Origin of the sequence: Ralstonia sp. Ralssp110 (assembly GCF_047325135.1) — a bacterium.
GTDB lineage: Bacteria > Pseudomonadota > Gammaproteobacteria > Burkholderiales > Burkholderiaceae > Ralstonia > Ralstonia mojiangensis.
In genome coordinates this window covers 1,993,874-2,019,487 of the sequence record NZ_CP168610.1, presented here as the reverse complement: position 1 = coordinate 2,019,487, position 25,614 = coordinate 1,993,874, and the positions used below count along the sequence as shown (strand labels likewise).

The window sequence follows — 25,614 nt, the reverse complement described above, 5'->3', positions numbered from 1 at the left end:
AGATCAGGAGAGGGCGAGCTGGCTGGTGAGCTGCTGCGCGGTCACGACAGACGTTCCGCTGGCAGCTTGGGGCTCGACGCGCCAGAGCTCGTGGATGGCGATGGCTCCCCCATCGCCGCACACGCCGAACATCGCATTATCCACGACGTGCAAGCCCAGCGGCAAATTCGTAAAGGTTTGATGCGCCAGACGGGCACGCGCGACAACGTAGCGCTGGCTGCCGGCGTCCGTAAAGGCACCCGGGTAGGGCGGTGCCACGGCACGAATCAGGTTATAGACCTGCTGGGCCGGTTTGGACCAGTCGATCCGGCCGTCTTCGGGCTTGCGGCCGCCGAAATAGCTGCCGTTGGCGAGCACGTTCGGGTGCTGCGGAATGTGCCCGGCAATCATCGCGGGAAGCGCGCGCCACAACGTTTGCTCGGCCGCCACGGTGGCCTTTTCGAACACTTCGTGCGAGGTGTCGTCCGGCAGGATCGGCACAATGGTCTGGTCGACGATGTAACCGGCATCCGGCTTTTCGACCATTTCGTGCAGGGTGGCGCCGGTTTCGGTCTCGCCGTGCAGCACTGCCCAGTTGATGGGCACACGCCCGCGGTACTTGGGCAACAGCGAACCGTGCATGTTGAACGCGCCGAATTTGGCAAGGCTCAACAGGCGCATCGGGATCATGTGCCGGTAGTAGAACGAAAAGATGAAGTCCGGCGCAATGGCGGCGATCCGCGCGTGCAGGTCTTCACCGTTTGCGTTATCCGGCGTGATGTATGGGATACCCAATTCCTGTGCGGTGGCGCGTACGCTCCCGAACCAGATGTTCTCGGTAGCGTTGTCCTCGTGCGTGACAACGAGTTCGACCTGAATGCCTCGCGCAGCCAGCACGCGCAGGCAGCGTACGCCGACGTTGTGATACGCGAAAACGACGGCGCGCCGCTTGAGTTCGGAACTCATGCAACCCCCCGCTGCGAGCCCGTCTTCAGATCGGCAGCACCGGCTTCATGCAGATGCGGCGTCTCTTCCAGCACACCCTGCACCAGATAGCGCGGGCGTTCGCGCACCTGTTGATAGATGCGGCCGATGTATTCGCCCAGCAAGCCAATGCCAAACAGCAGCACGCCCATCAGGAAGAACGTGATGGCGAACAGCGTGAACACGCCCTGGACTTCCGCGCCCAGGACGAAGCGTCGCACCACCAGCAGGATGAACAGCACGGCAGAAGCAAACGACAACAGCATCCCGATCGCCGAGAACCACTGCAGCGGCACCACGGAAAAGCCCGTCACCAAGTCGAAATTCAATCGCACGAGCTTGTACAGCGAGTACTTAGACTCGCCGGCAAAGCGTTCTTCGTGGTCGACTTCGATTTCGGTCGGGTTCTTGCTGAAGGTGTAGGCCAGTGCCGGAATGAAGGTGTTGACTTCGCGGCAGCGGTTGATCGTGTCGACGATGGTCCGGTTGTATGCGCGCAGCATGCAGCCCTGGTCCGTCATCTTGATGTGCGTGATGCGCTCGCGCAGCGAGTTCATCGCACGCGATGCGGTGCGGCGGAACCAGCTGTCCTGGCGCACGCGACGGATGGTGCCGACGTAGTCGTAGCCTTCGTCGAGCTTCTCCACCAGGCGGCCAATTTCTTCCGGCGGATTCTGCAGGTCGGCATCGAGCGTGACGACGCGTTCGCCGCGCGCATGTTCAAAGCCGGCCAGGATGGCCATGTGCTGGCCATAGTTGCCGTTGAACAGCACGACGCGCGTGCTGTCCGGGCGCGCCCGGAACTGCTCGGCCAGCATGGCGGCGGAGCGGTCGCGGCTACCGTCGTTGACGAACACGACTTCATACGAAATGCCGAGCGCGTCGAGCGCGGGATACAGACGCGCAAACAGCGCGGCGAGCCCGTCTTCTTCGTTGTAAACAGGAATGACGACCGAGAGAGCGGGTGTCTTCATTATTGGATTATTGGTACTGGGCGCAAAGTTGGCGGACCGCGCTGACCACGCGATCCACATCGGAATCTTCCATGCCGGCAAACATCGGCAGCGTAACGATGGCGCGACCAATGCGCTCGGCCACCGGGAACATGCCCGGCTTCCAGCCGAGTTCGCGGTAGAGCTTGAACAGGTGGATGGGCGGATAGTGCACGCCAGCGCCGATGCCCAGCGCCTTCAGGCCAGCCATGAAGCCGGCGCGATCGACCTCCAGGCGATCCAGCGGCAGCACGATCTGGAACATGTGCCAGTTGGTGTGCGTGAAGTTCTCCACGGGCAGTTCAACGCCGAACGACTCGATATCGGCTGCTCGCATACCTGCAAAGTAGCGGCGGGCCAGCGCAGCGCGGCGTGCGGTCACGGCTTCCAGCTGAGCGAATTGGCCCAGGCCGATCGCCGCATTCACGTCGGTCAGGTTGAACTTGCCGCCAACCAGATCGACTTCCATGCCATCAAAGCCGGTGCGCACGACGCCCTGCAGCCGATATTTTTCGGCCAGCACGGCTTCTTCGGGCGTGTTGAGCACCAGCGCGCCGCCTTCGATGGTCGTGATGTTCTTGTTGGCCTGGAAGCTGAAGCTGACGAGATCGCCGATCTCGCCGATGCGCTTGTCGCCCCAGCGCGAGCCAATGGCCTGCGCGGCATCTTCCACCACGCGCAGCTTATGACGGCGGGCGATGTCGTAGAGGCGATCCATGTCGACGGGCAGGCCCGACAGATAAACCGGAATAATGGCCTTGGTGCGCGGCGTGATGGCGGCCTCGACCTTGTCCAGGTCGATGTTGCGCGTCACGGGGTCGATGTCGACGAAGACAGGCTTGGCGCCGACCGTCAGCACCACGTTGGACGTGGCGACCCACGAGATCGGCGTGGTAATGACTTCATCGCCGGGGCCGATGCCCGCGATGCGCAGCGCGACTTCCATCGTGGCCGTGCCGTTGGCGAATGTGCGAACGATGCGGCCGCCGAAATATTCCGACAGGGCGGCTTCGAATGCCGCGACCTTGGGGCCCGAGGTGATCCAGCCCGAGCGCAGCACATCGGCCACGGCGGTGATGGTCGCCTCGTCAATGGTCGGGCGCACGAAGGGTAGGAACGGGAGTTTGGCAGTGGCGGTGGTTTGCGTCATGACTTGAATAAGGTTGGGTGCTGGGGTGGGCACATCGGCTCACGAGCGAGCCAGCACAAGTACGCCGACGAGGATGATCGCAATGCCGATCAGGCGCTGCACCGACAGCACTTCGCCAAACAGATACCACGCCAGGAAGGCGTTGACCACGTAGCCCAGGGAGAGCATCGGATACGCGATGGTCACATCCACGCGCGACAGGCCGAGAATCCACACCACCACCGAGATGACGTAGCACGACAAGCCGCCAATGATGGGCCACTGCGTTGCAAGCTTGATGCCGATCGGCAGGATGTTGTCGGCCGAAAACGCAAAGCGGCCGATGTTGTTGACGCCCGCCTTGAGCAGCAGCTGAGCGCAGGCATTGAGCATGACGCCCGTCAGGATCAGCCCGAAAGTGACCAGATTCATGTGTTCTTTTGATGTTTTACAGACTGCGGCGGTTTCCCCGTGCGGATGTTCTCAATCCAGCCGCCGGGCCGCATGTTACGACAATTCCGCTTGCGCGCCCCTTTCGAGAATCCGTGGCGGTGAAACCTAGTTGCGCCGGACGATCACACGGCGGGCATCGCGGGCGATCAAGATCATCGGTACGCCCTGGGCTGTCAGCCGATCATAGGTGCCCGGTCCCATCATGGCGACTGCCTGGCCGCCGGCTTTCCAGCGCGCCACGAACGCTTCGGTGGTCGGCACCCACTTGGCCGGCTCCTGTTTGACGCCAAAGGCCAGTTCATCAGGCTCCTGCACCATGATGGTGGGCCTGCCGAGGTAAAACGGCATTGTATGGTCCAGACGCTCCACCGCATAGAACGGCACGTCGGGCTTGAGCCACGGCCGAACGGCCGGCACGAGATCGATGCCCGACATGGAACGCCCGAAGGCTTCGTGGCCGAGCATAGCGGCCGTAAATGTCAGGAACCACGCGCACGCAAATGCGACCACGCTCTCGAAGCGCTTGCCCGCCAAGCGAAGCGCGAGCCACGTGAATCCTGCTCCCGCCGCGAACGCAACAGCCAGGAACATTGCAAACTGGGCAAACACTGCGTTCGGATACATATCCGACGACATTGTCGCCACGTAACCGCTTGCCGCCAGGCCAGCCAGCGCCAGCGCCAGGAAGCCCTTGAGTTGCCAGCGCCATGCGCGCTCGCTGGTGTGCTCCAGGACCAGGGCGCCCAGAATCGCCAGCGCTGGGATGATCGGGAAGATATAGCCCGGCAGCTTCGAATCCGAAATGCTGAAAAATGCAAAGATCAGGATGGCCCACAGGCCGAGCATGAGCGTGGGGCGGAAACCGTTGCTGGCGGTTTCACCGCGTGCGAAGGTCAGACGTGCAGCGCTGGGCAATTGAGCAAGCCACGGCAGGAACCCGGCTACCAGCAGCGGCACAAAGTACCAAAGCGGCGCGTTTCGGTTGTGCACGGTCGACGTGAAACGCTGGAAATGCTCGTGCACGAAGAAGAACCACGCGAATTCCGGGTTGCGCATCGAGATCAGCACGAACCACGGCGCGCCCACGGCAAAGAAGATGATCAGTCCGGTCACAAGATGCAGGCGTTTCCACAAGGCCCAGTCGCGCGCGACCAGCGTGTAGACCACCAACACAAAGCCCGGCAGGACCACGCCGATCAGGCCCTTGCTCAGCACCGCGAGCGCCATTGACGCCCAGCAGGCCCACATCCAGCCGCGTTGTTGAGCGCGCGAGGCATCCGGATGCTGTGCGAGCAGCAGCGCACCCAGCGCCATCGTCATGCAGCCGGCGACGCCCATGTCGAGCGAGTTGAAGTGCGAGCCCACGTTCCACAGCGGCGCGCTCACAAGCACCAGCCCGCTGATGACGGCCGTCCGCTTGCCCCACCAGCGCGCCGCCGCCAGCATCGTGAAAACAATGCCGACGATGCCGGAGAGTGCCGTGAACAGCCGCGCCTGCCAGTCGCCGATGCCGAACAGCGTGTAGGCGAGTGCGGTGCCCCACATCTGCAGCGGCGGCTTCTCGAAATACTTCAGGGCGTTGTAGCGGATCGTCACCCAGTCGCCGGAGACGAACATCTCGCGCGCGATTTCGGCGTAGCGGCCTTCGTCGGTGGGGATCAGGTGCCGGTAGCCGAGCGTGCCGAGCCAGATGGCCAGGAACGCAGCAGCCAGCAGCCATAGGGAGGCGTTGCGCCAGGGGAGAGCGGGCGCTTGAGCGGTGCGGTCGATCGACATGCGGTCAGGCACGCTCGATCAGCAGGGCGGCGGCCACTTTGCGGCCTTCCAGCATCAGAATGTTGTACGTGCGGCCGGCGGCCTGCAGGTCCATGGCGTCTACGCCGATGCGTTTTTCGGTAAGCGGCACCGTCAGCCGCGGGTGCGGGAAGCGCAGCTTGTTGCCGGAGCCGAAGATCACCACTTCGGCCCCCAGTTCGAGCACGCGGGCGAAATGCTCGGGCGTCAGATCCTCAAAGCGCGACACATCCCACTGCACCACGGCGCCCTCGGGCATCACCAGCACCGAGTGCTCGTAGCGCACCTTGTTGATTTCGATATAGCCGTCGCCATAGCCGGTAACGGTATTGAGAATGGTCGACGAATCGGATGAATGGAGCTTCAAGGTGGGAATCCCATCGGGCGCGATGACTGCGGCGCATACGGCGGCACGCTGGCAAAGGCGCTAGGTTTCAGACTTCGGACAGGTTTCGCTGCGTTGCAAAAATGCCCGCCTAAGTCTGTCATAATGGGCTAAATTATATCTTTTTCTCTCCTTCGCCCGCCGCGCCACAAGCGATGTCCGGCAAGGAATAGCGTAGCGGCGCCTGCCGCTGTGTGGCGTTACCGTCGCCGCTTTGCTGCGCCACAGAATGCTCCGTAGTTCCAGCCCGTTCAACGTCGCCACTCGCCGCCTTGCCCGTGAAAACGATCCAGAAATCCGCCAAGCTCAACAACGTCTGCTATGACATTCGCGGCCCCGTGCTCGAAAAGGCCAAGCAGATGGAAGAAGAGGGCCACAAGATCATCAAGCTGAATATCGGCAACCTGGCCGTGTTCGGTTTCGATGCCCCTGAAGAGATCCAGCAGGACATGATCCGCAACCTGCCGAATTCGGCGGCGTATTCGGATTCCAAGGGCATCTTCGCGGCGCGCAAGGCGGTGATGCACTACACGCAAGAGCAGGGCATCAAGAACGTCACGCTGGAGGACATCTATCTGGGTAATGGCGCGTCGGAGCTGATTTCACTGGCCACCAACGCGCTGCTCGATGCCGGTGACGAGCTGCTGCTGCCGGCGCCCGATTACCCGCTGTGGACGGCGGTGACCAGCCTTTCGGGCGGCACGCCGGTGCACTACATCTGCGACGAAGCCAATGGCTGGATGCCGGACCTGGACGACATCCGCGCCAAGATCACGCCCAACACCAAGGGCATCGTCGTCATCAACCCGAACAATCCGACCGGCGCGCTGTATTCGGACGAGCTGCTGCTGGGCATCGTCGCCATCGCGCGCGAACACGGCCTGGTGATCTTTGCCGATGAGGTGTACGACAAGGTTCTGTTCGACGACAACAAGCACACCGCGATCGGCTCGCTGTCGGAAGACGTGCTGACCGTGACGTTCAACAGCCTGTCGAAGAGCTACCGTTCGTGCGGCTACCGCGCGGGCTGGATGGTCGTGTCCGGCGACAAGCGCCCGGCCAAGGATTACATCGAAGGCCTGAACATGCTGTCGTCGATGCGCCTGTGCGCCAACGTGCCGGGCCAATGGGCCATCCAAACCGCGCTTGGCGGTTACCAGAGCATCAAAGATCTGGTGGCACCGGGCGGCCGCATGCGCCGTCAGCGCGACCTTGCGCACGAGCTGATCACAGCGATCCCCGGCGTGACCTGCGTCAAGCCCAAGGCTGCGCTCTATATGTTCCCGCGCCTGGACCCGGCGGTGTATCCCATTGAAGACGACCAGACCTTCATTCGCCAGCTGCTGGAAGAAGAGCGTGTGCTGCTGGTGCAGGGCACAGGCTTCAACTGGCACTCGCCGGACCACTTCCGCATCGTCTTCCTGCCGCACGAAGACGATCTCCGTGAAGCGATTGGCCGAATTTCGCGCTTCCTGGAGCGGTACCGTCAGCGTCACGGTACTGGCATCCGGGCCGCCTGACTTTCGACCATTCGCTCGGTCATCCGACAGATCAGTAACTGCGGGGCAGACCGAAGTGTCTGCCCTGTGTGTTTTTTGCTTCTCCGCTTTTTCGTTTCTTTACGACACGTCTCATGAATCCCATCAAGATCGGCCTGCTCGGGCTCGGTACCGTCGGTGGCGGTACCCTCAAGGTTCTGCAACGGAACCAGGAAGAAATCCGCCGTCGTGCGGGTCGCGGCATTGAAGTCGCCATGATTGCCGTGCGCAATCTCGACCGTGCTCGCGCCATCGTGCAGGAAGCCGGGGCGACCGTGCCGGTGGTGAGCGACCCGTTTGCCATTGTGGATTCGCCCGAGATCGATATCGTCGTGGAACTGATCGGCGGCTATGACCTGACGCGTGAGCTGGTGCTGCGCGCCATCGCCAACGGCAAGCATGTCGTCACCGCCAACAAGGCGCTGCTGGCCCTGCATGGCAACGAGATCTTCAAGGCCGCCCAGGACAAGGGCGTGATGGTGGCGTTCGAGGCCGCTGTGGCCGGCGGCATCCCCATCATCAAGGCGCTGCGTGAAGGCCTGACGGCCAACCGCATCGAGTGGATCGCCGGCATCATCAACGGCACCACCAACTTCATCCTGACCGAGATGCGCGACAAGGGTCTGGACTTCGACACAGTCCTGAAAGAAGCCCAGCGCCTGGGCTACGCCGAAGCCGATCCGACCTTCGACATCGAGGGCTTTGACGCCGCGCACAAGCTCACGCTCATGAGCGCCATCGCCTTTGGCGTGCCAATCCAGTTTGAACGCGCGTATGTGGAAGGCATCACCAAGCTGGAAGCCGTCGACATTCGCTACGCCGAAGAGCTCGGCTACCGCATCAAGCTGCTGGGCATCACGCGCCGTGCCGAAGCGGGCATTGAGCTGCGCGTGCATCCGACGCTGGTGCCAGCCAAGCGCCTCATCGCCAATGTCGAAGGCGCGATGAATGCCGTGGTCGTCAACGGCGATGCCGTGGGCCCGACGCTGTACTACGGCAAGGGCGCAGGCGCCGAGCCGACCGCTTCGGCCGTCGTCGCCGATCTGGTGGACGTGACGCGCCTGCACACGGCCGACCCGGAACACCGCGTGCCGCATCTTGCGTTCCAGCCGGATGCGCTGTCCGACACGCCGGTGCTGCCGATCGACGAAGTGCGCTCGAGCTACTACCTGCGCATGCGCGTGGCCGATGAAACCGGCGTGCTGGCCGACATCACGCGCATCCTGGCCGAAGGCGGTATCTCGATCGACGCCATGCTGCAGAAGGAATCGCGCGAAGGCGAACCGCAGACCGACATCATCATGCTGTCGCACGTGACGGTCGAGAAGCGCGTGAACGCCGCCATCGCCGCCATCGAAGCGCTGCCGACCGTGCTGTCGAAGGTCACGCGCATCCGCATGGAAGAACTGAACTAAGCGCAGGACATGAGCATGCAATACCGATCGACCCGCGGCCACGCAGAGCCGCAGAGTTTCTCCCGCATCCTGCTGGGCGGCCTGGCGCCGGACGGCGGGCTGTATCTGCCTGAGCAGTACCCGCAGGTCAGCGTTGACGAACTGACCCGCTGGCGCGACCTGCCGTACGCCGATCTCGCGTTCGAGATCCTGCGCAAGTTCGCCACCGACATTCCCGAAGACGACCTGCGCGCGCTGACCCGCCGCACCTATACGCCCGAGGTCTACTGCAACGCGCGCGCTGGCGACAACACCGCCGACATCACGCCCTTGCACAAGCTGGGCGAGGAAGGCGGTACCTCGCTGTCGCTGCTGTGCCTGTCCAACGGCCCGACGCTGGCTTTCAAGGACATGGCGATGCAGTTGTTGGGCAACCTGTTCGAATACGCGCTCGACCGTGAGCACGCCGAGTTGAACATCCTGGGCGCCACTTCCGGCGACACGGGCAGCGCCGCCGAATACGCCATGCGCGGCAAGCGCGGCGTTCGCGTGTTCATGCTGAGCCCGCATCGCAAGATGAGCGCGTTCCAGACCGCGCAGATGTTCAGCCTGCAAGACAAGAACATCTTCAACATCGCCATCGAAGGCGTGTTCGACGACGCGCAGGACATCGTCAAGGCGGTGTCGAACGATCTCGAATACAAGGCCCGCCAGAAGATCGGCACGGTCAACTCGATCAACTGGGCGCGCGTGGTTGCCCAGGTCGTCTACTACTTCAAAGGCTACCTGTTGGCCGCCCCCCAGATTGGCGACAAGGTCTCGTTCTGCGTGCCATCGGGCAACTTCGGCAACGTCTGCGCCGGCCACATCGCGCGCATGATGGGTTTGCCGATCGACAAGCTGGTCGTTGCTACCAACGAGAACGACGTGCTCGACGAGTTCTTCCGCACCGGCACCTACCGCGTGCGTTCGGCCGCGCAGACGTATCACACCTCCAGCCCCAGCATGGACATCAGCAAGGCGTCAAACTTCGAGCGCTTCGTGTTCGACCTGCTGGATCGTGATCCGGCACGCCTGGCCCAGCTCTTCCGCGACGTGGACGAAAAAGGCGGTTTCTCGATGACGGGCAAGCCGGAGTTCGACCGCATCGCCGAGTTCGGCTTTGTCTCGGGCCGCAGCTCGCACGAAGACCGCGTCGATACGATTCGCGACGTGTTTGCCACGTACGGCACGATGATCGACACCCACACCGCCGACGGCGTGAAAGTGGCGCGCGAAAACCTGACGCCGGGCGTGCCGATGGTGGTGCTGGAAACGGCGCTGCCGGCCAAGTTTGGCGACACCATTCGCGAAGCGCTGGACCGCGAGCCGGAGCGCCCGGCCGGCTACGCCGATATCGAGTCGCTGCCACAGCGCTTCGAAGTCATGCCGGCCGACGTTGACCGCATCAAGGGCTATATCGCTCAGCACACCGGTCTCTAAAACGATGCAAGCAGTGCCGGATGACGTAGCCGGAGCAGCCTTCGAGCGCTGCCTGCACGACATCCGTGCCTGCCGTGAGTGCAAGGGCGCCTTGGCGCATGAGCCTCGCCCGGTGGTCGTGGCGGATCGCCGCGCCCGTGTCCTGATCATCGGGCAGGCCCCGGGCCGCATCGTCCACGAAACCGGGATCCCCTGGAACGACCGTTCTGGGGACCGCCTGCGCCAGTGGCTGCAGATCTCATACGACGATTTCTACGCTGACAGGCGCATCGCCGTGGTGCCGATGGGTTTCTGCTTTCCCGGCATCGGCGCGAATGGCGATTTGCCGCCGCGCCCGGAATGCGCGCCCAAGTGGCATCGGCCGTTGCTGACCGCGATGCCCGATGTGAGGCTCACGTTGCTGGTGGGCACCTATGCGCAGCGCAATTACCTCGACGTGCCGCGCGACTGGTCGCTGACCGACGTGGTGCGCAATGGGCCCGTGCAGGACGCCGACGGCCGCGTGCTGTTCCCGCTGCCGCATCCGAGCCCGCGCAACCTCGCCTGGTTCAAACACAACCCGTGGTTTGACGCGCACATCGTGCCGGCGCTGCGGGCCGCGCTGGCCGACGCATTCGCTTGATACGCCTGCGCTGATGCATGGCATCGGCCTGGAACCGATACAATCGAAATCTCCTTTTCGATTCCGCTTCCCCATTCCCGCATGTCCGCCAACGATGCTCCCGCCGTCAAACCGTCCTTGCTGACGCTCGATGCGGCGCTGTCGCAACTGCTTGCCGCAGTGCGCGTTTTGCACGAGACCGAAACCGTGTCGACGTTGCACGCCAACGGGCGCGTCCTCGCCGAGGCCGTCCGCAGCAGCTTGAACGTGCCGCCTGCCGACAACACGCAGATGGACGGATACGCCGTGCGCGCGGCCGACATCACCGCGCCGGGCACGCGTCTGAAGGTGGCGCAGCGCATTCCTGCCGGTCATGTCGGCCAGCCGCTCAATGCGGGCGAGGCGGCGCGCATCTTCACCGGCGCATTGATCCCGCCGGGTGCCGATGCGGTGGTCATGCAGGAGCAATGCAAGGCTGACCCGGACACGGGCACCGTCATCATTGATCACGTACCTGAATCCGGCGAATGGATCCGCCGCGCCGGCGAAGACATTGCCGACGGCGCCGAGATCCTGCCGCGGGGCACACGCCTCGGCCCGCAGCAGCTGGGCCTGGCGGCTTCGGTCGGCTGCGCCAATCTGCACGTCGTGCGCCGTCCGCGCGTGGCCGTGTTCTTTACCGGCGACGAACTCGCCATGCCCGGCGAGCCGCTCAAGCCCGGCGCCATCTACAACTCCAACCGCTTCACGCTGCGCGCGCTGCTGGAAAACCTCGGCTGCGACATCACCGATTTCGGCATCGTGCCCGACACGCTGCAAGCCACGCGCGACACATTGCGCGAAGCGGCCGAGGAACACGACCTCATCATCACCTCCGGGGGCGTGTCGGTGGGTGAGGAAGACCACATCAAGCCGGCGGTGGAAGCCGAAGGGCGCCTGAATCTCTGGCAGATCGCCATCAAGCCGGGCAAGCCGCTGGCCTTTGGCGAGGTGCGCCGGCCCGAAGGGATGGTGGGTGGTCCGACCGCGTTTTTCATTGGCCTGCCGGGCAACCCGGTGTCGAGCTTCGTTACCTTCCTGCTGTTCGTGCGGCCGTTCATCCTGCGCCTGCAGGGCGTGGCCGACGTGGCGCCGAAGCGCATCCCGATGCGCGCCGACTTTGCGCTGCTCAAGGGCGATCGCCGCAATGAGTTCCTGCGTGCGCGCATCAACGCCAGCGGCGGGCTGGACCTGTTCCCGAATCAAAGCTCGGGCGTGCTGACCTCCACCGTGTGGGGGGATGGCCTGATCGACAATCCGCCCAATCAGCCGATCGCACTGGGCGATGTCGTCAGCTTCTTGCCGTTCGCGGGTCTGGTGTAAGGAGCGATGGCCATGCAGATTGAACTTCGTTTCTTTGCCAGCGTGCGCGAACAACTCGGAACCTCGCAGGAGCAGGTGGTTGTGCCGGAGGCCGTGCGCACCGTGGGTGATGTGCGCCGCTGGCTGGCGCAGCGCGGTCCGGTCTGGGGCGACACCCTGGCCGAAGGCCGTGCGCTGCGCATGGCGGTGGACCACCAGATCGTGCCGGCCGATACCGCTGTGCATGACGGCTGCGAAGTCGCATTTTTCCCGCCCGTGACCGGCGGCTGAACGGAGCAGAACAACCATGTCCGTCCGTGTGCAGGAAGCCGACTTCGACCTCGGCGCCGAGATTGCAGCGCTGCGTGCCGGCCGCCCAAACATTGGCGCGGTGGCCAGCTTCATCGGCACCGTACGCGACATCAATGACGGCACGGGCGTGTCGGAGATGGAGCTGGAACACTATCCCGGCATGACCGAAAAGGCGCTCGCCGACATCGTGAGCGCGGCCATGCAGCGCTGGGAGCTGATCGACGCGCTTGTCGTCCACCGCGTTGGCAAGCTCAAGCCGCAAGACCAGATCGTGCTGGTGGCAGTGGCGTCCAAACACCGCGGCGAATCCTTTGCCGCGTGCGAATTCATCATGGATTACCTCAAGAGCGAGGCGCCGTTCTGGAAGAAGGAACAGACGCCCGAAGGCGCGCGCTGGGTCGATGCACGTGTCACGGACGACAAGGCGCTCGCCCGCTGGGGCATCGCCACCACCAACGCCGGGGCAAACACGGCCAATCAGCCTGGCGCATCGGCGCAACCCAACGACTACGAATAACAAGGACGCGACCGCATGAGCGGAATGGGCATTCTGGCCGTAGGGGTGGGCGCTGCGCTGGGAGCCTGGTTGCGCTGGGCGTTCGCCATCTTGTGGAACGCCATCAATCCGGCCTTGCCGTACGGCACGCTGGCAGCCAATCTGGTGGGTGGCTACCTGATCGGCGTTGCGGTGGGTTTTTTCGATACGCACGCGGGGCTGCCGCCTGAATGGCGTTTGCTTGTCATCACTGGTTTTCTGGGCGGGCTGACGACGTTCTCGACGTTTTCCAGCGAGGTTGTCGCCAACATCCTGGCTGGCGACAACCTGATGGGCGCGCTGCATATCGTGGCGCATCTGGGCGGCTCGCTGTTCCTCACCATGCTCGGTCTCTGGACGGTGCGCACCTTCAGTTGATCGCAAGGCCCGTCGCGCAAATTGAGTTGCGAATGAGAAGTTGGGTTCACATACTGGTAGTGCCTGCGGTGGCTTAGGGACGTGCAGTATCGAAGGCCGCCGCGGGTTGCTTTGTGTTGTTCCATCCATAACGAGAAGGAGACGCAATGAAACCCACCCGAACGGCGCGCCTGCGACGGCACGTCTCACCAAGCAACCTCATCACTGCCGGTGCCGTGCTGCTGGCGGGCTGCGGCGTGTTGAGCGCTTGCGGCGGCAGCAATGACGGCAACAACGTGCCGGGCAATACCAAACCGGCCTTTGCCGGCAAGGTGACCGTCAACCGGTACGACGGCGTATCCGACGACCTGCTGACCGCCGGCCTGGGCGCAAGCGGCCTGGCTTCGGCCACCGCGCCCGCCATCGCCAACCCCACCGCGCCCACGCCAGCCGAGCTGCGCCGCCTGGCGATCTACGCAAACTACCGCGCGTTGGTCGACACGGCGGCCAAGGGCGGCTACGGCACGCTCTATGGCCCGAACGTCGATGCCAGCGGCAACGTCACCCAGGGCTCCGGCATGATCGCCGGGACGGAATACGTGACGTACTCCGATGACGGCACCGGCCAGCAGAACGTGGTGCTGCTCGTGCAGATTCCGGACAGCTTCGACGTCAACAATCCCTGCATCATCACTGCCACCTCGTCGGGCTCGCGCGGCATCTACGGCGCGATTTCCACCGGCGAGTGGGGCCTCAAGCGCAAGTGCGCCGTCGCCTATACCGACAAGGGCACCGGCGCCGGCCCGCACGACCTGGCCACCGATACCGTCGCCCTGCAGGACGGCACGCGCACCACGCGCAGCGCCGCCGGTTCCAACGCGCACTTTGCCGCGCCGCTCACCAGCAGCCAGTTGGCTGCCTTCAACACGGCCACGCCGAATCGGTTGGCGTTCAAGCACGCACATTCACAGCGCAATCCGGAGAAGGATTGGGGACTGTTCACGCTGCAGGCCGTGCAATTCGCGTTCTGGGCGATCAACGACAAGATTGCGGGAGCCAGCGGTGCGCTCATTGGCAGCGCGCTGCCGGTGCGTCCGGACAACACCATCGTCATCGCGTCGAGCATCTCGAACGGTGGTGGCGCGGCCATTGCGGCTGCCGAGCAGGACACCGGCGGGTGGATCGACGGGGTGGCCGTCGGCGAGCCTGGCCTGAACCTGCCGCCCAACACCGGGGTGCAGGTGGTGCGCGGTGGCACGACGCTGCCGACGACCGGCAAGCCGCTGTTCGACTACGTGAGCTATGCCAACGTGTTCCGGCTGTGCGCGGCGTCGTCTGCGAGCGTTGCCACGGCACCGGCGCAGGCGTTCTTTGGCAGCCTTACGACGTTCCCGGCAGGTGCGCAGGCCAACCGCTGCGCAGCGCTCAAGGCGGCCGGCCTTCTGACGTCCACCACGGCAACTGCCCAGGCTGACGAAGCCCTGCAGAAGATGCGCGCCTACGGCTGGGAGCCGGAGTCGGACCTAGTACACGCGTCGATGTCGTTCTACGAGATCGACCCATCGGTAGCGACCACGTTTGGCAACGCGCTCTCGCGCGCCAGCGTGACCGACAACCTGTGCGGGCTGAGCTTCGCGGCAACTGACGCATCGTTCCATCCGACGGCGGTGAATGCCACGGCGCTTGCGCAGATGGCGGCGGTTGGCAACGGCATTCCGCCCACTTCCGGCGTGCAACTCGTCAACAACAACGCGCAGGGCGGGCCGACGCGCAGCAACCAGTCGGTGGACTCGACCGGCACGCAGGCCGCCAACCTCGACGGCGCGCTGTGCCTGCGGAACTTGCTGACAGGCGCCGATGCGGCTTCGCAATCGCTGCAGACGGGGATCAGCCAGACGCTGCGCACGGGCAACCTGCAGGGCAAGCCCGCGCTGATCGTGCAGGGCCGCAATGACGCGCTACTGCCGGTCAACCATGGCTCTCGGCCGTATCTGGGGCTGAACGCCAAGGTGGAGGGCGGCTCGAGCAAGCTGTCGTATATCGAGGTGATGAACGCGCAGCATTTCGACGGCTTTATCGACCTTGTGCCCGGCTACGACACGCTGTTCGTGCCACTGGTGCTGTATGAGCAGCGCGCGCTGGACGCCATGTACGCGAACCTGAAGAACGGCACGCCGTTGCCGCCGTCGCAGGTGGTGCGCACGACCCCGCGCGGTGGCACGCCCGGTGCTGCTCCTGCCATCAACGCGGCAAACGTGCCGAACTTCACGGGCACGCCGGCCGCGGGCGATCGCATCTCGGTGAGCGTGTCGGGCGGTGTGGCGACGGTATCGGTGCCCAACTGATGCGATAGCCAGGACGATTTTGAAGCACTTGGGACGGCGGCGTGGCCGGCAGGCGCGCCACCGTTTGTTCTGGCGCAAATCTGCATCAAAACTCGCGTTTCCATGCTTGAAAAGCCACCGAAGCTCCCTATCTTTCGGAGCAGTGAAACATTTTCCGCAAGGGGTTTTTAATGCGTTTGGACAAACTGACCACCCGCTTCCAGGAAGCGCTGGCCGACGCGCAGAGCCTGGCGCTGGGCAACGACAATCCGTACATCGAACCCGTCCACCTGCTGCTAGCCATGCTGCGCCAGCCGGATGGCGCGACCAAGAACCTGCTCGCGCGCGCTGGCGTCAACACGGGTGCGCTCGATACGGCGCTGGACCGCGCCATCAAGCACCTGCCTCAGGTGCAGGGTGGCGAACAGGTGCAGGTGGGTCGAGACCTCGGCAGCCTGCTGCAGGCGACAGAGAAGGAAGGCATCAAGCGCGGCGACCAGTTCATTGCCAGCGAGCTGTTCCTGCTGGCCGTGGCTGACGACAAGGGCGAGGCCGGCCGCATTGCGCGCGAACACGGCTTGTCGCGCAAGCCGCTCGAAGCCGCCATCGACGCCGTACGCGGCGGCCAGACCGTCGGCAGCGCCGAGGCCGAAAGTCAGCGCGAAGCGCTCAAGAAGTACACGATCGACCTCACCGAGATGGCCCGGATCGGCAAGCTCGACCCCGTCATCGGCCGCGATGATGAAATCCGCCGAGCCATCCAGATCCTGCAGCGTCGCACCAAGAACAACCCGGTGCTGATTGGCGAGCCGGGCGTGGGCAAGACGGCCATCGTCGAGGGGCTGGCGCAGCGCATCGTCAATGAAGAGGTGCCTGAAAGCTTGAAGAACAAGCGTGTGCTGGTGCTCGACATGGCGGGTCTGCTGGCCGGTGCCAAGTATCGCGGCGAGTTCGAGGAGCGCCTGAAGGCGGTGCTGAACGACATCGCCAAGGAAGAGGGCCGGACCATTCTCTTTATCGACGAGATCCACACCATGGTGGGCGCGGGCAAGGCCGAAGGCGCGATGGACGCCGGCAACATGCTCAAGCCGGCGCTTGCACGCGGCGAGCTGCATTGCATCGGCGCGACCACGCTGGACGAATACCGCAAGTACATCGAGAAGGACGCCGCGCTGGAGCGCCGCTTCCAGAAGGTGTTCGTGGGCGAGCCGAGCGTGGAGGCGACCATCGCCATCCTGCGCGGCCTGCAGGAGAAATATGAACTGCACCACGGCGTGGAGATCACCGACCCGGCGATCGTGGCCGCGGCTGAACTCAGCCACCGCTACATCACCGACCGCTTCCTGCCGGACAAGGCCATCGACCTGATCGACGAGGCGGCTGCGCGCATCAAGATGGAAATCGACTCGAAGCCCGAGGCGATGGACAAGCTCGACCGCCGCCTGATCCAGCTCAAGATCGAGCGCGAGGCCGTCAAGAAGGAAACCGACGAAGCGTCGCAGAAGCGCCTTGAACTGATCGAGCAAGAGATCGAGCGCTTGCAGAAGGAATACGCCGACCTTGACGAGATCTGGAAGGCGGAGAAGGGCGCCGCGCAGGGTGCGGCCGCGCTCAAGGAAGAGATCGACAAGATCAAGCTCGAGATCACCCGGCTGCAGCGTGAAGGCAAGCTCGATAAGGTGGCCGAACTGCAATACGGCAAGCTGCCCGAGCTGGAAGGCAAGCTCAAGGCCGCAACCGACGCCGAGACCGCAGGCCAGAAGCAGCCGAACAGGCTGCTGCGCACGCAGGTGGGTGCCGAGGAAATTGCAGAAGTCGTCAGCCGTGCCACGGGCATCCCCGTGTCGAAGATGATGACGGGCGAGCGCGAGAAGCTGCTCAAGATGGAAGACCGCCTGCACGAGCGCGTGGTCGGCCAGGACGAGGCCGTGCGTCTGGTGTCGGATGCCATCCGCCGCTCACGCGCCGGCATTGCGGACGAGAACAAGCCCTACGGCTCGTTCCTGTTCCTGGGCCCGACGGGCGTCGGCAAGACCGAGCTGTGCAAGGCGCTGGCGGGCTTCCTGTTCGACTCGGAAGAGCATCTCATCCGCATCGACATGAGCGAGTTCATGGAGAAGCATTCCGTGAGCCGCCTGATCGGCGCGCCGCCCGGCTATGTCGGCTACGAGGAGGGCGGTTACCTGACCGAAGCCGTGCGCCGTAAGCCGTACAGCGTGGTGCTGCTCGACGAAGTGGAGAAAGCGCACCCGGACGTCTTCAACGTGCTGCTGCAGGTGCTTGACGATGGTCGCCTGACCGACGGCCAGGGCCGCACGGTGGATTTCAAGAACACGGTGATCGTGATGACGTCGAACCTTGGCTCGCAGCTCATCCAGCAGATGGCGACCGAACCGGCGGACGTGATCAAGGGCGCCGTGTGGCAGGAAGTGAAGACGCATTTCCGCCCCGAGTTCCTGAACCGCATCGACGAGGTGGTGGTGTTCCACGCGCTGGACCAACGCAACATCGAATCGATCGCGCGGATTCAGCTCAAGCGGCTGTCGGCACGCCTGGCGCAGATGGACCTGGCGCTGGAGATCAGCGACGAGGCAGTGGCCAAGCTGGCATCAGCGGGTTACGACCCGGTGTTTGGGGCACGGCCGTTGAAGCGGGCGATCCAGCAGCAGCTTGAGAATCCGGTGGCACGGATGATTCTGGAGGGCAAGTTTGCCCCGAAGGATGTGGTGCCGGTGGATTATCGGGATGGGCAGTTCTCGTTTGATCGGGTTGTGCACTGAAGTTGTTTCTGGGCTTCAAAGAACCGCTCTGGGTTTTTCCAGGGCGGTTTTTTTTTGGTCTTTTTTTTGTTGGTGGCGCGTCTCTTGTTTCGTCCCCCGCCGGGGCTGACTCAAGAGACGCGCCACCAACAAGAAAAAGGCCGCCCCGAGGCAAGGACAACCCTCTCAAGTCTCACCCCCAAACCCTCAAGCTCCACTCTCCAAGACTCGAACTCCACCCTCAAACCCTCAACCTCCACCCTCAAACCCTCAAGCTCCACCCTCCAAGACTCGAACTCCACCCTCAAACCCTCAACCTCCACCCTCCAACACCCAAAGCCGAGACTTTGATCCTCAGGCGCCACGCCCGCCCCCGCGCAAAGCCCCTTCCCCCGCATCCACGCAGCCACAATCCCCGCCCATATGCAAAAACCGATGAACATTCCCTGAAACCATTCGTTCCCCGTACAAGACCCGCTCGGTAGTCTTGCTCCTATTCCAAATCCATCAAGATCAGAACGGAGCGGGCAAGATGATTCGCAAGTTTGTCTTTAACACCATCGCGGCTGCCATCGTGGCGGGGGGAACCATGGGCGCGCATGCGGCAACGACACTGCTGAACGTGTCGTACGACCCGACGCGCGAGTTGTACAAGGAAATCAACACCGAATTCGCCAAGAAGTGGAAGGCCGAAACGGGTGAGGACATCACCCTGCGTGCCTCGCATGGTGGCTCGGGCAAGCAGGCCCGCTCCGTGATCGACGGGCTGGATGCCGATGTGGTGACGCTGGCGCTGGGCTACGACATCGACGCAATCGCCGAGAAAGGTCTGACCGGCAAAGACTGGCAGAAGCGCCTGCCGCACAACGCCTCGCCGTACACGTCGACCATCGTCTTCCTGGTGCGCAAGGGCAACCCGAAGGGCATCAAGGACTGGAACGACCTGGTCAAGCCGGGCATCGCCGTCATCACGCCCAACCCGAAGACCTCCGGCGGTGCACGCTGGAATTACCTGGCCGCCTGGGCCTATGCGCTGAAGCAGCCGGGCGGTTCGGACGCCACCGCCAAGGATTTCGTGCAGAAGCTCTACAAGAACGTGCCGGTGCTCGATTCGGGCGCGCGCGGTGCGACCACCACCTTTACCGAGCGCGGTATCGGCGACGTACTGATCGCGTGGGAAGACGAGGCGCTGCTGGCGGCGCGCGTGGAAGGCAAGGACAAGTTTGACGTGGTGGTGCCGTCGATTTCCATCCTGGCCGAGCCGCCGGTGGCGGTGGTGGACAAGGTGGCCGACAAGAAGGGCACGCGCAAGGCCGCGGAGGCGTATCTCAAGTTCCTGTACACGCCGCAAGGGCAGGAGATTGGCGCGAAGAACTTCTATCGCCCGACGGACCCGGCCGTGGCCAAGAAGCACGAGAGCGAATTCCCGAAGGTGAAGCTGGTGACCATCGACGACACGTTCGGCGGCTGGCAGAAGGCGCAGAAGACGCACTTTGCCGACGGCGGTCAGTTTGACCAGCTCTATCAACCGGGCAAGTAAGGCACCAAGCGACGCAACAACATCGAGTGATCCGCATCATGCAAATCCTGACCATTTCCGGCAGCCCTTCGGCGCAATCGCGATCTGCACGCCTGCTGGGCCACGTGCGTGCGCAGCTCGAACGCGCCGGCGAGCAGGCGGACCACCTGGACCTGCGCAGCCTTCCAGCCGACGCGCTGCTCGGCGCGCAGGTGTCCGACCCCGCCATCGCCGATGCGGTGGCGCGGGTGGAAGCGGCGGGCGTGGTGATTCTTGCCACGCCGGTCTACAAGGCGGCCTATAGCGGGCTGCTCAAGACGTTTCTCGATCTGCTGCCGCAGAGCGGGCTGCGCGACAAAGTCGTGCTGCCGATTGCCACCGGCGGCAGCCTCGCCCACACGCTGGCGATCGACTACGCGCTGCGTCCCGTGCTGACGGCGCTGGCGGCGCGCTCGATCCTGCCGGGCATCTTTGCAGTCGACTCGCAGATCGTTGTGGCAGACGACGGCGTGACCGTTGACCCGTCGCTGCAGCAGCGCCTGGATGACGGCGTGGAGCGCGTGCATCAGGCGCTGGCGCTGGCACGGCATCCGGCCGTGGCGCAGGTGATCGTTTCGAGCCGCAGCGCGGTGCGCGCCACGTTCCAGGCCGCCGACGAAGAACGAATGCGATGTCTGGCGTGATGCGCTGAACGCGCCGCCGTTACACACGCCGCTCACTGCTTTCCCGTTGTTGTCACGCCGCGCAGCCGCTGCGCGCGGATCGTGCCGTCCATACACCCCGCATCGACCGAACTTGCCATGAAAACCCACTCGCCCCTGCGCAGGACTTTGACCATTGCCGCCACGCTGCTTGCCACGCTTGGCGCGCCCGCCGCATTTGCCAACAGCGATGCGCCGCCCCCGACCGCCGCCAAGCAACTGCGCATCGGCTATCAGAAATACGGCACGCTGACGGTGCTCAAGGCACGCGGCACGTTGGAAAAGCGCCTTGCCGCCCAGGGCATCGAAGTGAAGTGGACCGAGTTCCCGGCGGGCCCGCAGTTGCTGGAAGGCCTGAATGTGGGCGCCATCGATTTCGGCACCACGGGTGAGGCACCGACGATCTTCGCGCTGGCTGCGGGGGCGCACCTCGTCTATGTCGGCAACCAACCGCCCGCGCCGGCCGGCGAGGCGATCATCGTGCCGAAGACGTCGCCGCTCAAGAGCGTGGCCGATCTCAAGGGCAAGCGCGTTGCCTTCAACAAGGGTTCGAACGTGCATTACCTGCTGGTGAAGCTGCTGGAAAAGGCCAACGTGCCTTACAGCGATATCCAGCCTGTATACCTCACGCCCGCCGACGCGCGTGCCGCCTTCGAACGCGGTGCCGTCGACGCCTGGGTGATCTGGGATCCGTTCTTTGCCGCGGCTGAACAGCAGCTGGGCGCGCGTGTGCTGGCCGACGGTACGGGCGTGGTCAACAACTCGCAGTACTTCCTGGCCTCGAAGGGCTATGCGGGCGCGCGGCCCGATGTGCTCAACATCGTGCTGGATGAACTGAAGAAGACCGACACCTGGGCCGCGGCCAACCCGAAGGATGTGACGACCATTCTCGGCCCGCAGCTCGGCCTGGAGCCGGCCGTGGTAGCGCGTTCGGTGTCGCGCATTGCCTATGGCATCCAGCCTGTCGGGGCCGAGGCGCTGGCCGACCAGCAGCGCATTGCCGATACGTTCCACGCACTCAAGCTGATCCCGCGTCCCGTCAAGGTGGCCGATGCTGCGTGGCAGCCGACCACCCAACAGGCCGCGCGCTGATTGCCATGACGATCGACATCCAACGCCGTCGCCTGCTGAACGCCACCGTGGCAGGCGCATCGCTTGCCACGCTGGGGCCCATCGCGCACGCAGCCAATGCCGCAACTGCCGCTCCGGCGGCTGGAGCTTTGCCGAAGGTGACGCCGCCCGCCCAACTGCGCATCGGTTTCCAGAAGAGCGCGGTCAACCTCGTCATCGTGAAAGAAAACCGGGCGCTGGAGCAGCGCTTTCCGGGCACCAAGATCAGTTGGCTGGAGTTTCCGGCCGGGCCGCAGCAGCTCGAAGCCCTGTCTGCGGGCAGTCTCGACCTCGCCATCACCGGAGATACGCCGCCGGTGTTCGCGCAGGCAGCGGGCAAGGACTTGCGCTACGTGGGCGTGGAGCCGCCCAAGCCGGACAGCTCCGCCATCCTCGTGCAGCAGGATTCGACGCTCAAGACGCTGGCCGACCTGAAGGGCAAGCGCGTGGCGCTGCAGAAGGGGTCGAGCGCGCATTTCCTGATCGTGCGGGGCTTGCAGAAGGGCGGGCTGAGCTTTGCCGACATCCAGCCCGTGTATCTGACGCCGGCCGACGCGCGCGCCGCCTTCGAGCGCGGCAGCGTCGACGCCTGGGGCATCTGGGATCCGTATTACGCCGCCACGGAACTGGCGATCAAGCCGCGCGTGCTGGCCACCGGGCGCACGTTGTCGTCCAACAACTCGTTCTACTTCGCGCCGACGGCCTTTACGGAAAAGCACGGCGACACCATCGCCGCCATCTTTGCAGAGCTGTCGCGCGCCGATCGCCTCGTGCAGGAGAACCGCAAGGAAGCGGCGCAGCGCATTGCAGATTTCTCCGGGCTGTCGCTGGCGACGGTGCATCTGTTCCTGTCGCGCCGGCCGCCTTCGCCCGTGCGGCCGGTCACGCCCGAAGCGGTGGCCGAGCAGCAGCGCGTGGCCGATGCCTTCCACGGGCTGGGGCTGATTCCGCGCCCGGTCAAGCCGATCGAACTGGTCTGGCACCCGACCCCGGCGCAACTGGCGATTGCCCAACGCTGAATACGATTCGAGGAGTTGTCATGCAAGTTTTCTGGTTCATCCCGACGCACGGCGACAGCCGCTATCTCGGCACCGCCGAGGGCGCCCGCCAGGTCGATCACACCTATCTGCAGCAGGTGGCCGTAGCCGCCGATACGCTCGGCTACGAGGGCGTGCTGATTCCCACCGGCCGCTCGTGCGAAGACCCATGGATCGTGGCCGCGAGCCTGATTCCCGTCACCAAGCGCCTGCGTTTCCTGGTGGCGGTGCGCCCCGGGCTGATGGCGCCCACGCTGGCTGCCCGCATGGCCGCCACGTACGACCGTTTGTCGAACGGCCGCTTGCTGGTGAACCTCGTCACCGGTGGTGACCCGTCGGAGCTGGCAGGCGATGGCCTGTTCCTGGACCACGCGCAACGCTACGAAGCCTCGGAAGAATTCATCCGCATCTGGCGCGAAACGCTGGCGGCAAGCCACGAAGGCGCCGCGCTGGATTACACCGGCAAGCATCTCAGCGTGAAGGGCGCGAAGGTGCTGTATCCGCCCGTGCAGCGGCCGCATCCGCCCGTGTATTTCGGTGGATCGTCGGAAGCGGCGCACGAACTGGCAGCGGAGCAGGTCGACACGTATCTGACCTGGGGCGAACCGCCTGCCGCCGTGGCCGAGAAGCTGGCTGACGTGCGGGCGCGCGCTGCCAAGCATGGCCGCACCGTGCGCTTCGGTATCCGCCTGCACGTGATCGTGCGCGAGACGGACGATGAAGCCTGGGCTGCCGCAGACAAGCTCATCAGCAAGCTCGACGACGACACCGTGGCCCGCGCGCAAGAGGCTTTCCGCAAGATGGATTCGGCCGGCCAGCAACGCATGGCTGCGCTGCATGCCGGCGGCGTCAAACGCACGCGCGCCGATCTGGAGATCAGCCCGAACCTATGGGCGGGTGTGGGGCTGGTGCGCGGTGGTGCCGGCACGGCGCTGGTGGGCGATCCGAAAACCGTGGCAGCACGCATGCTGGAATACGCCGATCTGGGCATCGATACGTTTGTGCTCTCTGGTTATCCGCATCTGGAAGAGGCGTATCGCTTTGCTGAACTGGTGTTCCCGCTGCTGCCGCGCTCGGTGCGCGACAAGCTGCCCGGCAACGTGCTCAACGGCCCGTTTGGCGAAGTGATTGCCACCGGCATCGTGCCGCGCGTGGCGGCAAGCTGAGCCGGGAGGAGCAGGGCAATGGCATCCCAATCAAAACCGAAGGCAAACAACTTCCTGCGTAGCGCCCAGCAACGACTGGCGCCGTGGATCGTGCCGCTGGTGCTGCTGGTGCTGTGGCAGGCGTCCGCCCAATGGGGCTGGTTGTCGAACCGCATCCTGCCGGCGCCGCTGGACGTGGCGAAATCCGCTGTTGCGTTGGCGCGTTCAGGCGAGCTGTGGACGCACGTGGCGGTCAGCACATGGCGCGCGCTGTTGGGTTTTGCCATCGGCGGTTCGTTGGGGCTGGCGCTGGGGCTGCTGACCGGCACCTTCCGCACGGCTGAGACGCTGCTCGACACCACGCTGCAGATGGTCCGCAACATCCCGGTGCTGGCGCTGATTCCGCTCGTGATCCTGTGGTTCGGCATCGATGAATCGGCCAAGCTGTTCCTGGTATCGCTGGGCGTGTTCTTCCCGATCTACCTGAACACGTATCACGGCATCCGCTCGGTGGATCCTGCCCTCGTTGAGATGGCTCGCAGCTACGGGCTCTCGCGTGCGCAGCTGTATCGCGAGGTGATCCTGCCCGGTGCGCTGCCGCAGATCCTGGTGGGTGTGCGTTTCTCGCTCGGCCTGATGTGGGTGACGCTGATCGTTGCGGAGACGGTGTCTGCGCAGGCCGGCATCGGCTACATGACAATGAATGCGCGCGAGTTCCTGCAGACCGACGTCGTGTTGCTCGGCATCCTGCTGTACGCGTTGCTCGGCAAGCTGGCGGATTGGTTGTCGCGCGGGCTGGAACGTTACTGGCTGCGCTGGCACCCCGGGTATCAAGCGGCCGCCTGAGGTTGAATTGGAGAGACGCATGCAAAGCAACGCCACTGAACACGCCGCACTGGCCGGCACCGCCTTGCACATCGAACACGTCGTCAAACGCTACGGCGATCGTGAAGTGCTGCACGGCATCGATCTGGACATTACGCCTGGCGAGTTTGTCGTTATCGTCGGGCGCAGCGGCTGCGGCAAGAGCACGCTGCTGCGGCTGATTGCCGGGCTGGAAGGCATTGACGATGGACACCTGCGTCGAGACGGTGACGCCGAAGACGGCCTGCACGACGATGCCCGCGTGATGTTCCAGGACGCCCGTCTGCTGCCGTGGAAGAAAGTGCTCGACAACGTCGCGCTTGGGCTGCCGAAGACACAGCGTGCGCAAGCCGCAGAAGTGCTTGCACAAGTCGGGCTGGCCGAGCGGGCAGGGGAATGGCCCGCACGCCTGTCGGGCGGGCAGCGCCAGCGTGTGGCATTGGCGCGTGCGCTGGTGCATCGGCCGCGCCTGCTGCTGCTGGACGAACCGCTGGGCGCGCTGGACGCGCTCACCCGCATCGACATGCAGAACCTGATCGAAGGCCTGTGGCAACGCCTTGGCTTTACCGCCGTGCTCGTCACGCACGATGTGGCCGAAGCGGTAGCGCTGGCCGACCGCGTGGTGCTGATCGAAGACGGCCGCATTGCGCTGGATGAACGCGTTGATCTGCCGCGTCCGCGCCACCGTGGTTCGCCCGCGTTTGCCCGGCTGGAAGAAGCGATCCTTAACCGCGTGATGCAGCGCAAGATCGATCCGAACGAAGTGACCGATGTGCGTTCGCACACGGCGTGGGCATCACCCTTTGATGTGTCGGCCACCGCCGTGCGCTGGGCCGTGTAAGGCGCTGCAAACCTTTCTCCTGAAAACATTCATTGGCA

24 protein-coding genes are annotated in these 25,614 nt (G+C 64.3%); 17 read left to right on the top strand and 7 right to left on the bottom strand.

Annotation, left to right across the window (positions count from 1 at the left end):
* Window positions 1–3 precede the first annotated feature (3 nt).
* From ACEN9T_RS18345 to ACEN9T_RS18320, 6 genes are all read right to left on the bottom strand, one after another.
* Complete coding sequence (locus ACEN9T_RS18345) at window positions 4–945, bottom strand: formyltransferase (protein ID WP_092971383.1); 942 nt, start codon at window positions 943–945, stop codon at window positions 4–6.
* Window positions 942–1,937 (bottom strand): glycosyltransferase, encoded by a 996-nt coding sequence (locus tag ACEN9T_RS18340; protein ID WP_413706711.1) that lies wholly within the window; start codon window positions 1,935–1,937, stop codon window positions 942–944. Before ACEN9T_RS18340 ends, ACEN9T_RS18345 begins: the two co-directional genes overlap by 4 nt.
* 7 nt (window positions 1,938–1,944) lie before the next feature.
* Window positions 1,945–3,105, bottom strand: coding sequence for a DegT/DnrJ/EryC1/StrS family aminotransferase (locus ACEN9T_RS18335; protein ID WP_413706710.1), 1,161 nt, complete (start codon window positions 3,103–3,105; stop codon window positions 1,945–1,947).
* A gap of 39 nt (window positions 3,106–3,144) precedes the next feature.
* Entirely contained in the window at window positions 3,145–3,516 is a 372-nt protein-coding gene (locus ACEN9T_RS18330) for an SMR family transporter (RefSeq protein ID WP_004626520.1), read from the bottom strand.
* Between the two features lie 126 nt (window positions 3,517–3,642).
* Complete coding sequence (locus ACEN9T_RS18325) at window positions 3,643–5,313, bottom strand: glycosyltransferase family 39 protein (protein WP_413706709.1); 1,671 nt, start codon at window positions 5,311–5,313, stop codon at window positions 3,643–3,645.
* A gap of 4 nt (window positions 5,314–5,317) precedes the next feature.
* Entirely contained in the window at window positions 5,318–5,698 is a 381-nt protein-coding gene (locus ACEN9T_RS18320; protein WP_024975874.1) for an Mth938-like domain-containing protein, read from the bottom strand.
* Between the two features lie 296 nt (window positions 5,699–5,994).
* On the opposite strand from ACEN9T_RS18320, the gene ACEN9T_RS18315 reads away from it, so the two are divergent.
* From ACEN9T_RS18315 to clpB, 10 genes are all read left to right on the top strand, one after another.
* Window positions 5,995–7,236, top strand: a complete 1,242-nt coding sequence (locus ACEN9T_RS18315) for a pyridoxal phosphate-dependent aminotransferase (protein WP_045204177.1) — start codon at window positions 5,995–5,997, stop codon at window positions 7,234–7,236.
* Window positions 7,237–7,349: 113 nt separating this feature from the next.
* Window positions 7,350–8,669: a homoserine dehydrogenase gene (locus tag ACEN9T_RS18310; protein ID WP_413706708.1), complete on the top strand. Its 1,320-nt coding sequence runs from the start codon at window positions 7,350–7,352 to the stop codon at window positions 8,667–8,669.
* A gap of 15 nt (window positions 8,670–8,684) precedes the next feature.
* Window positions 8,685–10,130 carry a threonine synthase gene (gene thrC / locus ACEN9T_RS18305; RefSeq protein ID WP_413706707.1) on the top strand — a complete coding sequence of 482 codons (1,446 nt, stop codon included), beginning with the start codon at window positions 8,685–8,687 and terminating at the stop codon, window positions 10,128–10,130.
* Between the two features lie 4 nt (window positions 10,131–10,134).
* Window positions 10,135–10,752: a uracil-DNA glycosylase family protein gene (locus ACEN9T_RS18300; protein ID WP_413706706.1), complete on the top strand. Its 618-nt coding sequence runs from the start codon at window positions 10,135–10,137 to the stop codon at window positions 10,750–10,752.
* Between the two features lie 81 nt (window positions 10,753–10,833).
* A complete protein-coding gene (glp, locus tag ACEN9T_RS18295) occupies window positions 10,834–12,093 on the top strand; it encodes a gephyrin-like molybdotransferase Glp (RefSeq protein ID WP_413706705.1) in 1,260 nt (419 codons plus the stop codon).
* Window positions 12,094–12,105: 12 nt separating this feature from the next.
* A complete protein-coding gene (gene moaD, locus ACEN9T_RS18290; RefSeq protein ID WP_092971868.1) occupies window positions 12,106–12,363 on the top strand; it encodes a molybdopterin converting factor subunit 1 in 258 nt (85 codons plus the stop codon).
* A gap of 16 nt (window positions 12,364–12,379) precedes the next feature.
* Window positions 12,380–12,901 carry a molybdenum cofactor biosynthesis protein MoaE gene (locus ACEN9T_RS18285; protein ID WP_413706704.1) on the top strand — a complete coding sequence of 174 codons (522 nt, stop codon included), beginning with the start codon at window positions 12,380–12,382 and terminating at the stop codon, window positions 12,899–12,901.
* Between the two features lie 15 nt (window positions 12,902–12,916).
* Window positions 12,917–13,297 carry a fluoride efflux transporter CrcB gene (gene crcB / locus ACEN9T_RS18280; protein WP_092971375.1) on the top strand — a complete coding sequence of 127 codons (381 nt, stop codon included), beginning with the start codon at window positions 12,917–12,919 and terminating at the stop codon, window positions 13,295–13,297.
* A 146-nt stretch (window positions 13,298–13,443) separates the two neighbouring features.
* On the top strand, window positions 13,444–15,621 hold the full coding sequence (locus tag ACEN9T_RS18275) for a 3-hydroxybutyrate oligomer hydrolase family protein (RefSeq protein ID WP_413706703.1): 2,178 nt from the start codon (window positions 13,444–13,446) through the stop codon (window positions 15,619–15,621).
* Window positions 15,622–15,791: 170 nt separating this feature from the next.
* Window positions 15,792–18,380 carry an ATP-dependent chaperone ClpB gene (gene clpB / locus ACEN9T_RS18270; RefSeq protein ID WP_413706702.1) on the top strand — a complete coding sequence of 863 codons (2,589 nt, stop codon included), beginning with the start codon at window positions 15,792–15,794 and terminating at the stop codon, window positions 18,378–18,380.
* A 110-nt stretch (window positions 18,381–18,490) separates the two neighbouring features.
* Here clpB and ACEN9T_RS18265 read toward each other — a convergent pair whose 3' ends face one another.
* Window positions 18,491–18,802: a hypothetical protein gene (locus ACEN9T_RS18265; protein ID WP_413706701.1), complete on the bottom strand. Its 312-nt coding sequence runs from the start codon at window positions 18,800–18,802 to the stop codon at window positions 18,491–18,493.
* An 89-nt stretch (window positions 18,803–18,891) separates the two neighbouring features.
* On the opposite strand from ACEN9T_RS18265, the gene ACEN9T_RS18260 reads away from it, so the two are divergent.
* The 7 genes from ACEN9T_RS18260 to ACEN9T_RS18230 all read left to right on the top strand — a co-directional run bounded on the left by ACEN9T_RS18260 (window position 18,892) and on the right by ACEN9T_RS18230 (window position 25,576).
* The gene (locus ACEN9T_RS18260) at window positions 18,892–19,899 is read left to right on the top strand and encodes a sulfate ABC transporter substrate-binding protein (protein WP_413706700.1); all 1,008 of its coding nucleotides are present in this window, start codon (window positions 18,892–18,894) and stop codon (window positions 19,897–19,899) included.
* Window positions 19,900–19,937: 38 nt separating this feature from the next.
* Window positions 19,938–20,561, top strand: coding sequence for an NADPH-dependent FMN reductase (gene ssuE, locus ACEN9T_RS18255; RefSeq protein WP_004626546.1), 624 nt, complete (start codon window positions 19,938–19,940; stop codon window positions 20,559–20,561).
* 117 nt (window positions 20,562–20,678) lie between these two features.
* Window positions 20,679–21,671: a sulfonate ABC transporter substrate-binding protein gene (locus ACEN9T_RS18250; protein WP_413706699.1), complete on the top strand. Its 993-nt coding sequence runs from the start codon at window positions 20,679–20,681 to the stop codon at window positions 21,669–21,671.
* Window positions 21,672–21,676: 5 nt separating this feature from the next.
* Window positions 21,677–22,708: an aliphatic sulfonate ABC transporter substrate-binding protein gene (locus ACEN9T_RS18245; RefSeq protein ID WP_413706698.1), complete on the top strand. Its 1,032-nt coding sequence runs from the start codon at window positions 21,677–21,679 to the stop codon at window positions 22,706–22,708.
* 20 nt (window positions 22,709–22,728) lie between these two features.
* Window positions 22,729–23,892, top strand: a complete 1,164-nt coding sequence (gene ssuD / locus ACEN9T_RS18240; RefSeq protein ID WP_413706697.1) for an FMNH2-dependent alkanesulfonate monooxygenase — start codon at window positions 22,729–22,731, stop codon at window positions 23,890–23,892.
* Window positions 23,893–23,910: 18 nt separating this feature from the next.
* Window positions 23,911–24,717, top strand: a complete 807-nt coding sequence (gene ssuC, locus ACEN9T_RS18235; RefSeq protein ID WP_413706696.1) for an aliphatic sulfonate ABC transporter permease SsuC — start codon at window positions 23,911–23,913, stop codon at window positions 24,715–24,717.
* 19 nt (window positions 24,718–24,736) lie between these two features.
* Complete coding sequence (locus tag ACEN9T_RS18230) at window positions 24,737–25,576, top strand: ATP-binding cassette domain-containing protein (RefSeq protein ID WP_413706695.1); 840 nt, start codon at window positions 24,737–24,739, stop codon at window positions 25,574–25,576.
* The last annotated feature ends 38 nt before the right edge of the window (window positions 25,577–25,614 follow it).

What these genes read in the sequence shown, in the direction of transcription:
- ACEN9T_RS18250 (WP_413706699.1), top strand. Translation starts at nt 20,679, where the DNA reads ATGAAAACCCACTCGCCCCTGCGCAGGACTTTGACCATTGCCGCCACG.
- ACEN9T_RS18275 (WP_413706703.1), top strand. Translation starts at nt 13,444, where the DNA reads ATGAAACCCACCCGAACGGCGCGCCTGCGACGGCACGTCTCACCAAGC.
- moaD (WP_092971868.1), top strand. Translation starts at nt 12,106, where the DNA reads ATGCAGATTGAACTTCGTTTCTTTGCCAGCGTGCGCGAACAACTCGGA.
- ACEN9T_RS18325 (WP_413706709.1), bottom strand. Translation starts at nt 5,313, where the DNA reads ATGTCGATCGACCGCACCGCTCAAGCGCCCGCTCTCCCCTGGCGCAAC.
- ACEN9T_RS18265 (WP_413706701.1), bottom strand. Translation starts at nt 18,802, where the DNA reads ATGTTCATCGGTTTTTGCATATGGGCGGGGATTGTGGCTGCGTGGATG.
- glp (WP_413706705.1), top strand. Translation starts at nt 10,834, where the DNA reads ATGTCCGCCAACGATGCTCCCGCCGTCAAACCGTCCTTGCTGACGCTC.
- ACEN9T_RS18345 (WP_092971383.1), bottom strand. Translation starts at nt 945, where the DNA reads ATGAGTTCCGAACTCAAGCGGCGCGCCGTCGTTTTCGCGTATCACAAC.
- ACEN9T_RS18330 (WP_004626520.1), bottom strand. Translation starts at nt 3,516, where the DNA reads ATGAATCTGGTCACTTTCGGGCTGATCCTGACGGGCGTCATGCTCAAT.
- crcB (WP_092971375.1), top strand. Translation starts at nt 12,917, where the DNA reads ATGAGCGGAATGGGCATTCTGGCCGTAGGGGTGGGCGCTGCGCTGGGA.
- clpB (WP_413706702.1), top strand. Translation starts at nt 15,792, where the DNA reads ATGCGTTTGGACAAACTGACCACCCGCTTCCAGGAAGCGCTGGCCGAC.
- ACEN9T_RS18245 (WP_413706698.1), top strand. Translation starts at nt 21,677, where the DNA reads ATGACGATCGACATCCAACGCCGTCGCCTGCTGAACGCCACCGTGGCA.
- ACEN9T_RS18260 (WP_413706700.1), top strand. Translation starts at nt 18,892, where the DNA reads ATGATTCGCAAGTTTGTCTTTAACACCATCGCGGCTGCCATCGTGGCG.
- ACEN9T_RS18285 (WP_413706704.1), top strand. Translation starts at nt 12,380, where the DNA reads ATGTCCGTCCGTGTGCAGGAAGCCGACTTCGACCTCGGCGCCGAGATT.
- ssuC (WP_413706696.1), top strand. Translation starts at nt 23,911, where the DNA reads ATGGCATCCCAATCAAAACCGAAGGCAAACAACTTCCTGCGTAGCGCC.
- ACEN9T_RS18335 (WP_413706710.1), bottom strand. Translation starts at nt 3,105, where the DNA reads ATGACGCAAACCACCGCCACTGCCAAACTCCCGTTCCTACCCTTCGTG.
- ssuE (WP_004626546.1), top strand. Translation starts at nt 19,938, where the DNA reads ATGCAAATCCTGACCATTTCCGGCAGCCCTTCGGCGCAATCGCGATCT.
- ACEN9T_RS18340 (WP_413706711.1), bottom strand. Translation starts at nt 1,937, where the DNA reads ATGAAGACACCCGCTCTCTCGGTCGTCATTCCTGTTTACAACGAAGAA.
- ACEN9T_RS18300 (WP_413706706.1), top strand. Translation starts at nt 10,135, where the DNA reads ATGCAAGCAGTGCCGGATGACGTAGCCGGAGCAGCCTTCGAGCGCTGC.
- thrC (WP_413706707.1), top strand. Translation starts at nt 8,685, where the DNA reads ATGCAATACCGATCGACCCGCGGCCACGCAGAGCCGCAGAGTTTCTCC.
- ssuD (WP_413706697.1), top strand. Translation starts at nt 22,729, where the DNA reads ATGCAAGTTTTCTGGTTCATCCCGACGCACGGCGACAGCCGCTATCTC.
- ACEN9T_RS18310 (WP_413706708.1), top strand. Translation starts at nt 7,350, where the DNA reads ATGAATCCCATCAAGATCGGCCTGCTCGGGCTCGGTACCGTCGGTGGC.
- ACEN9T_RS18230 (WP_413706695.1), top strand. Translation starts at nt 24,737, where the DNA reads ATGCAAAGCAACGCCACTGAACACGCCGCACTGGCCGGCACCGCCTTG.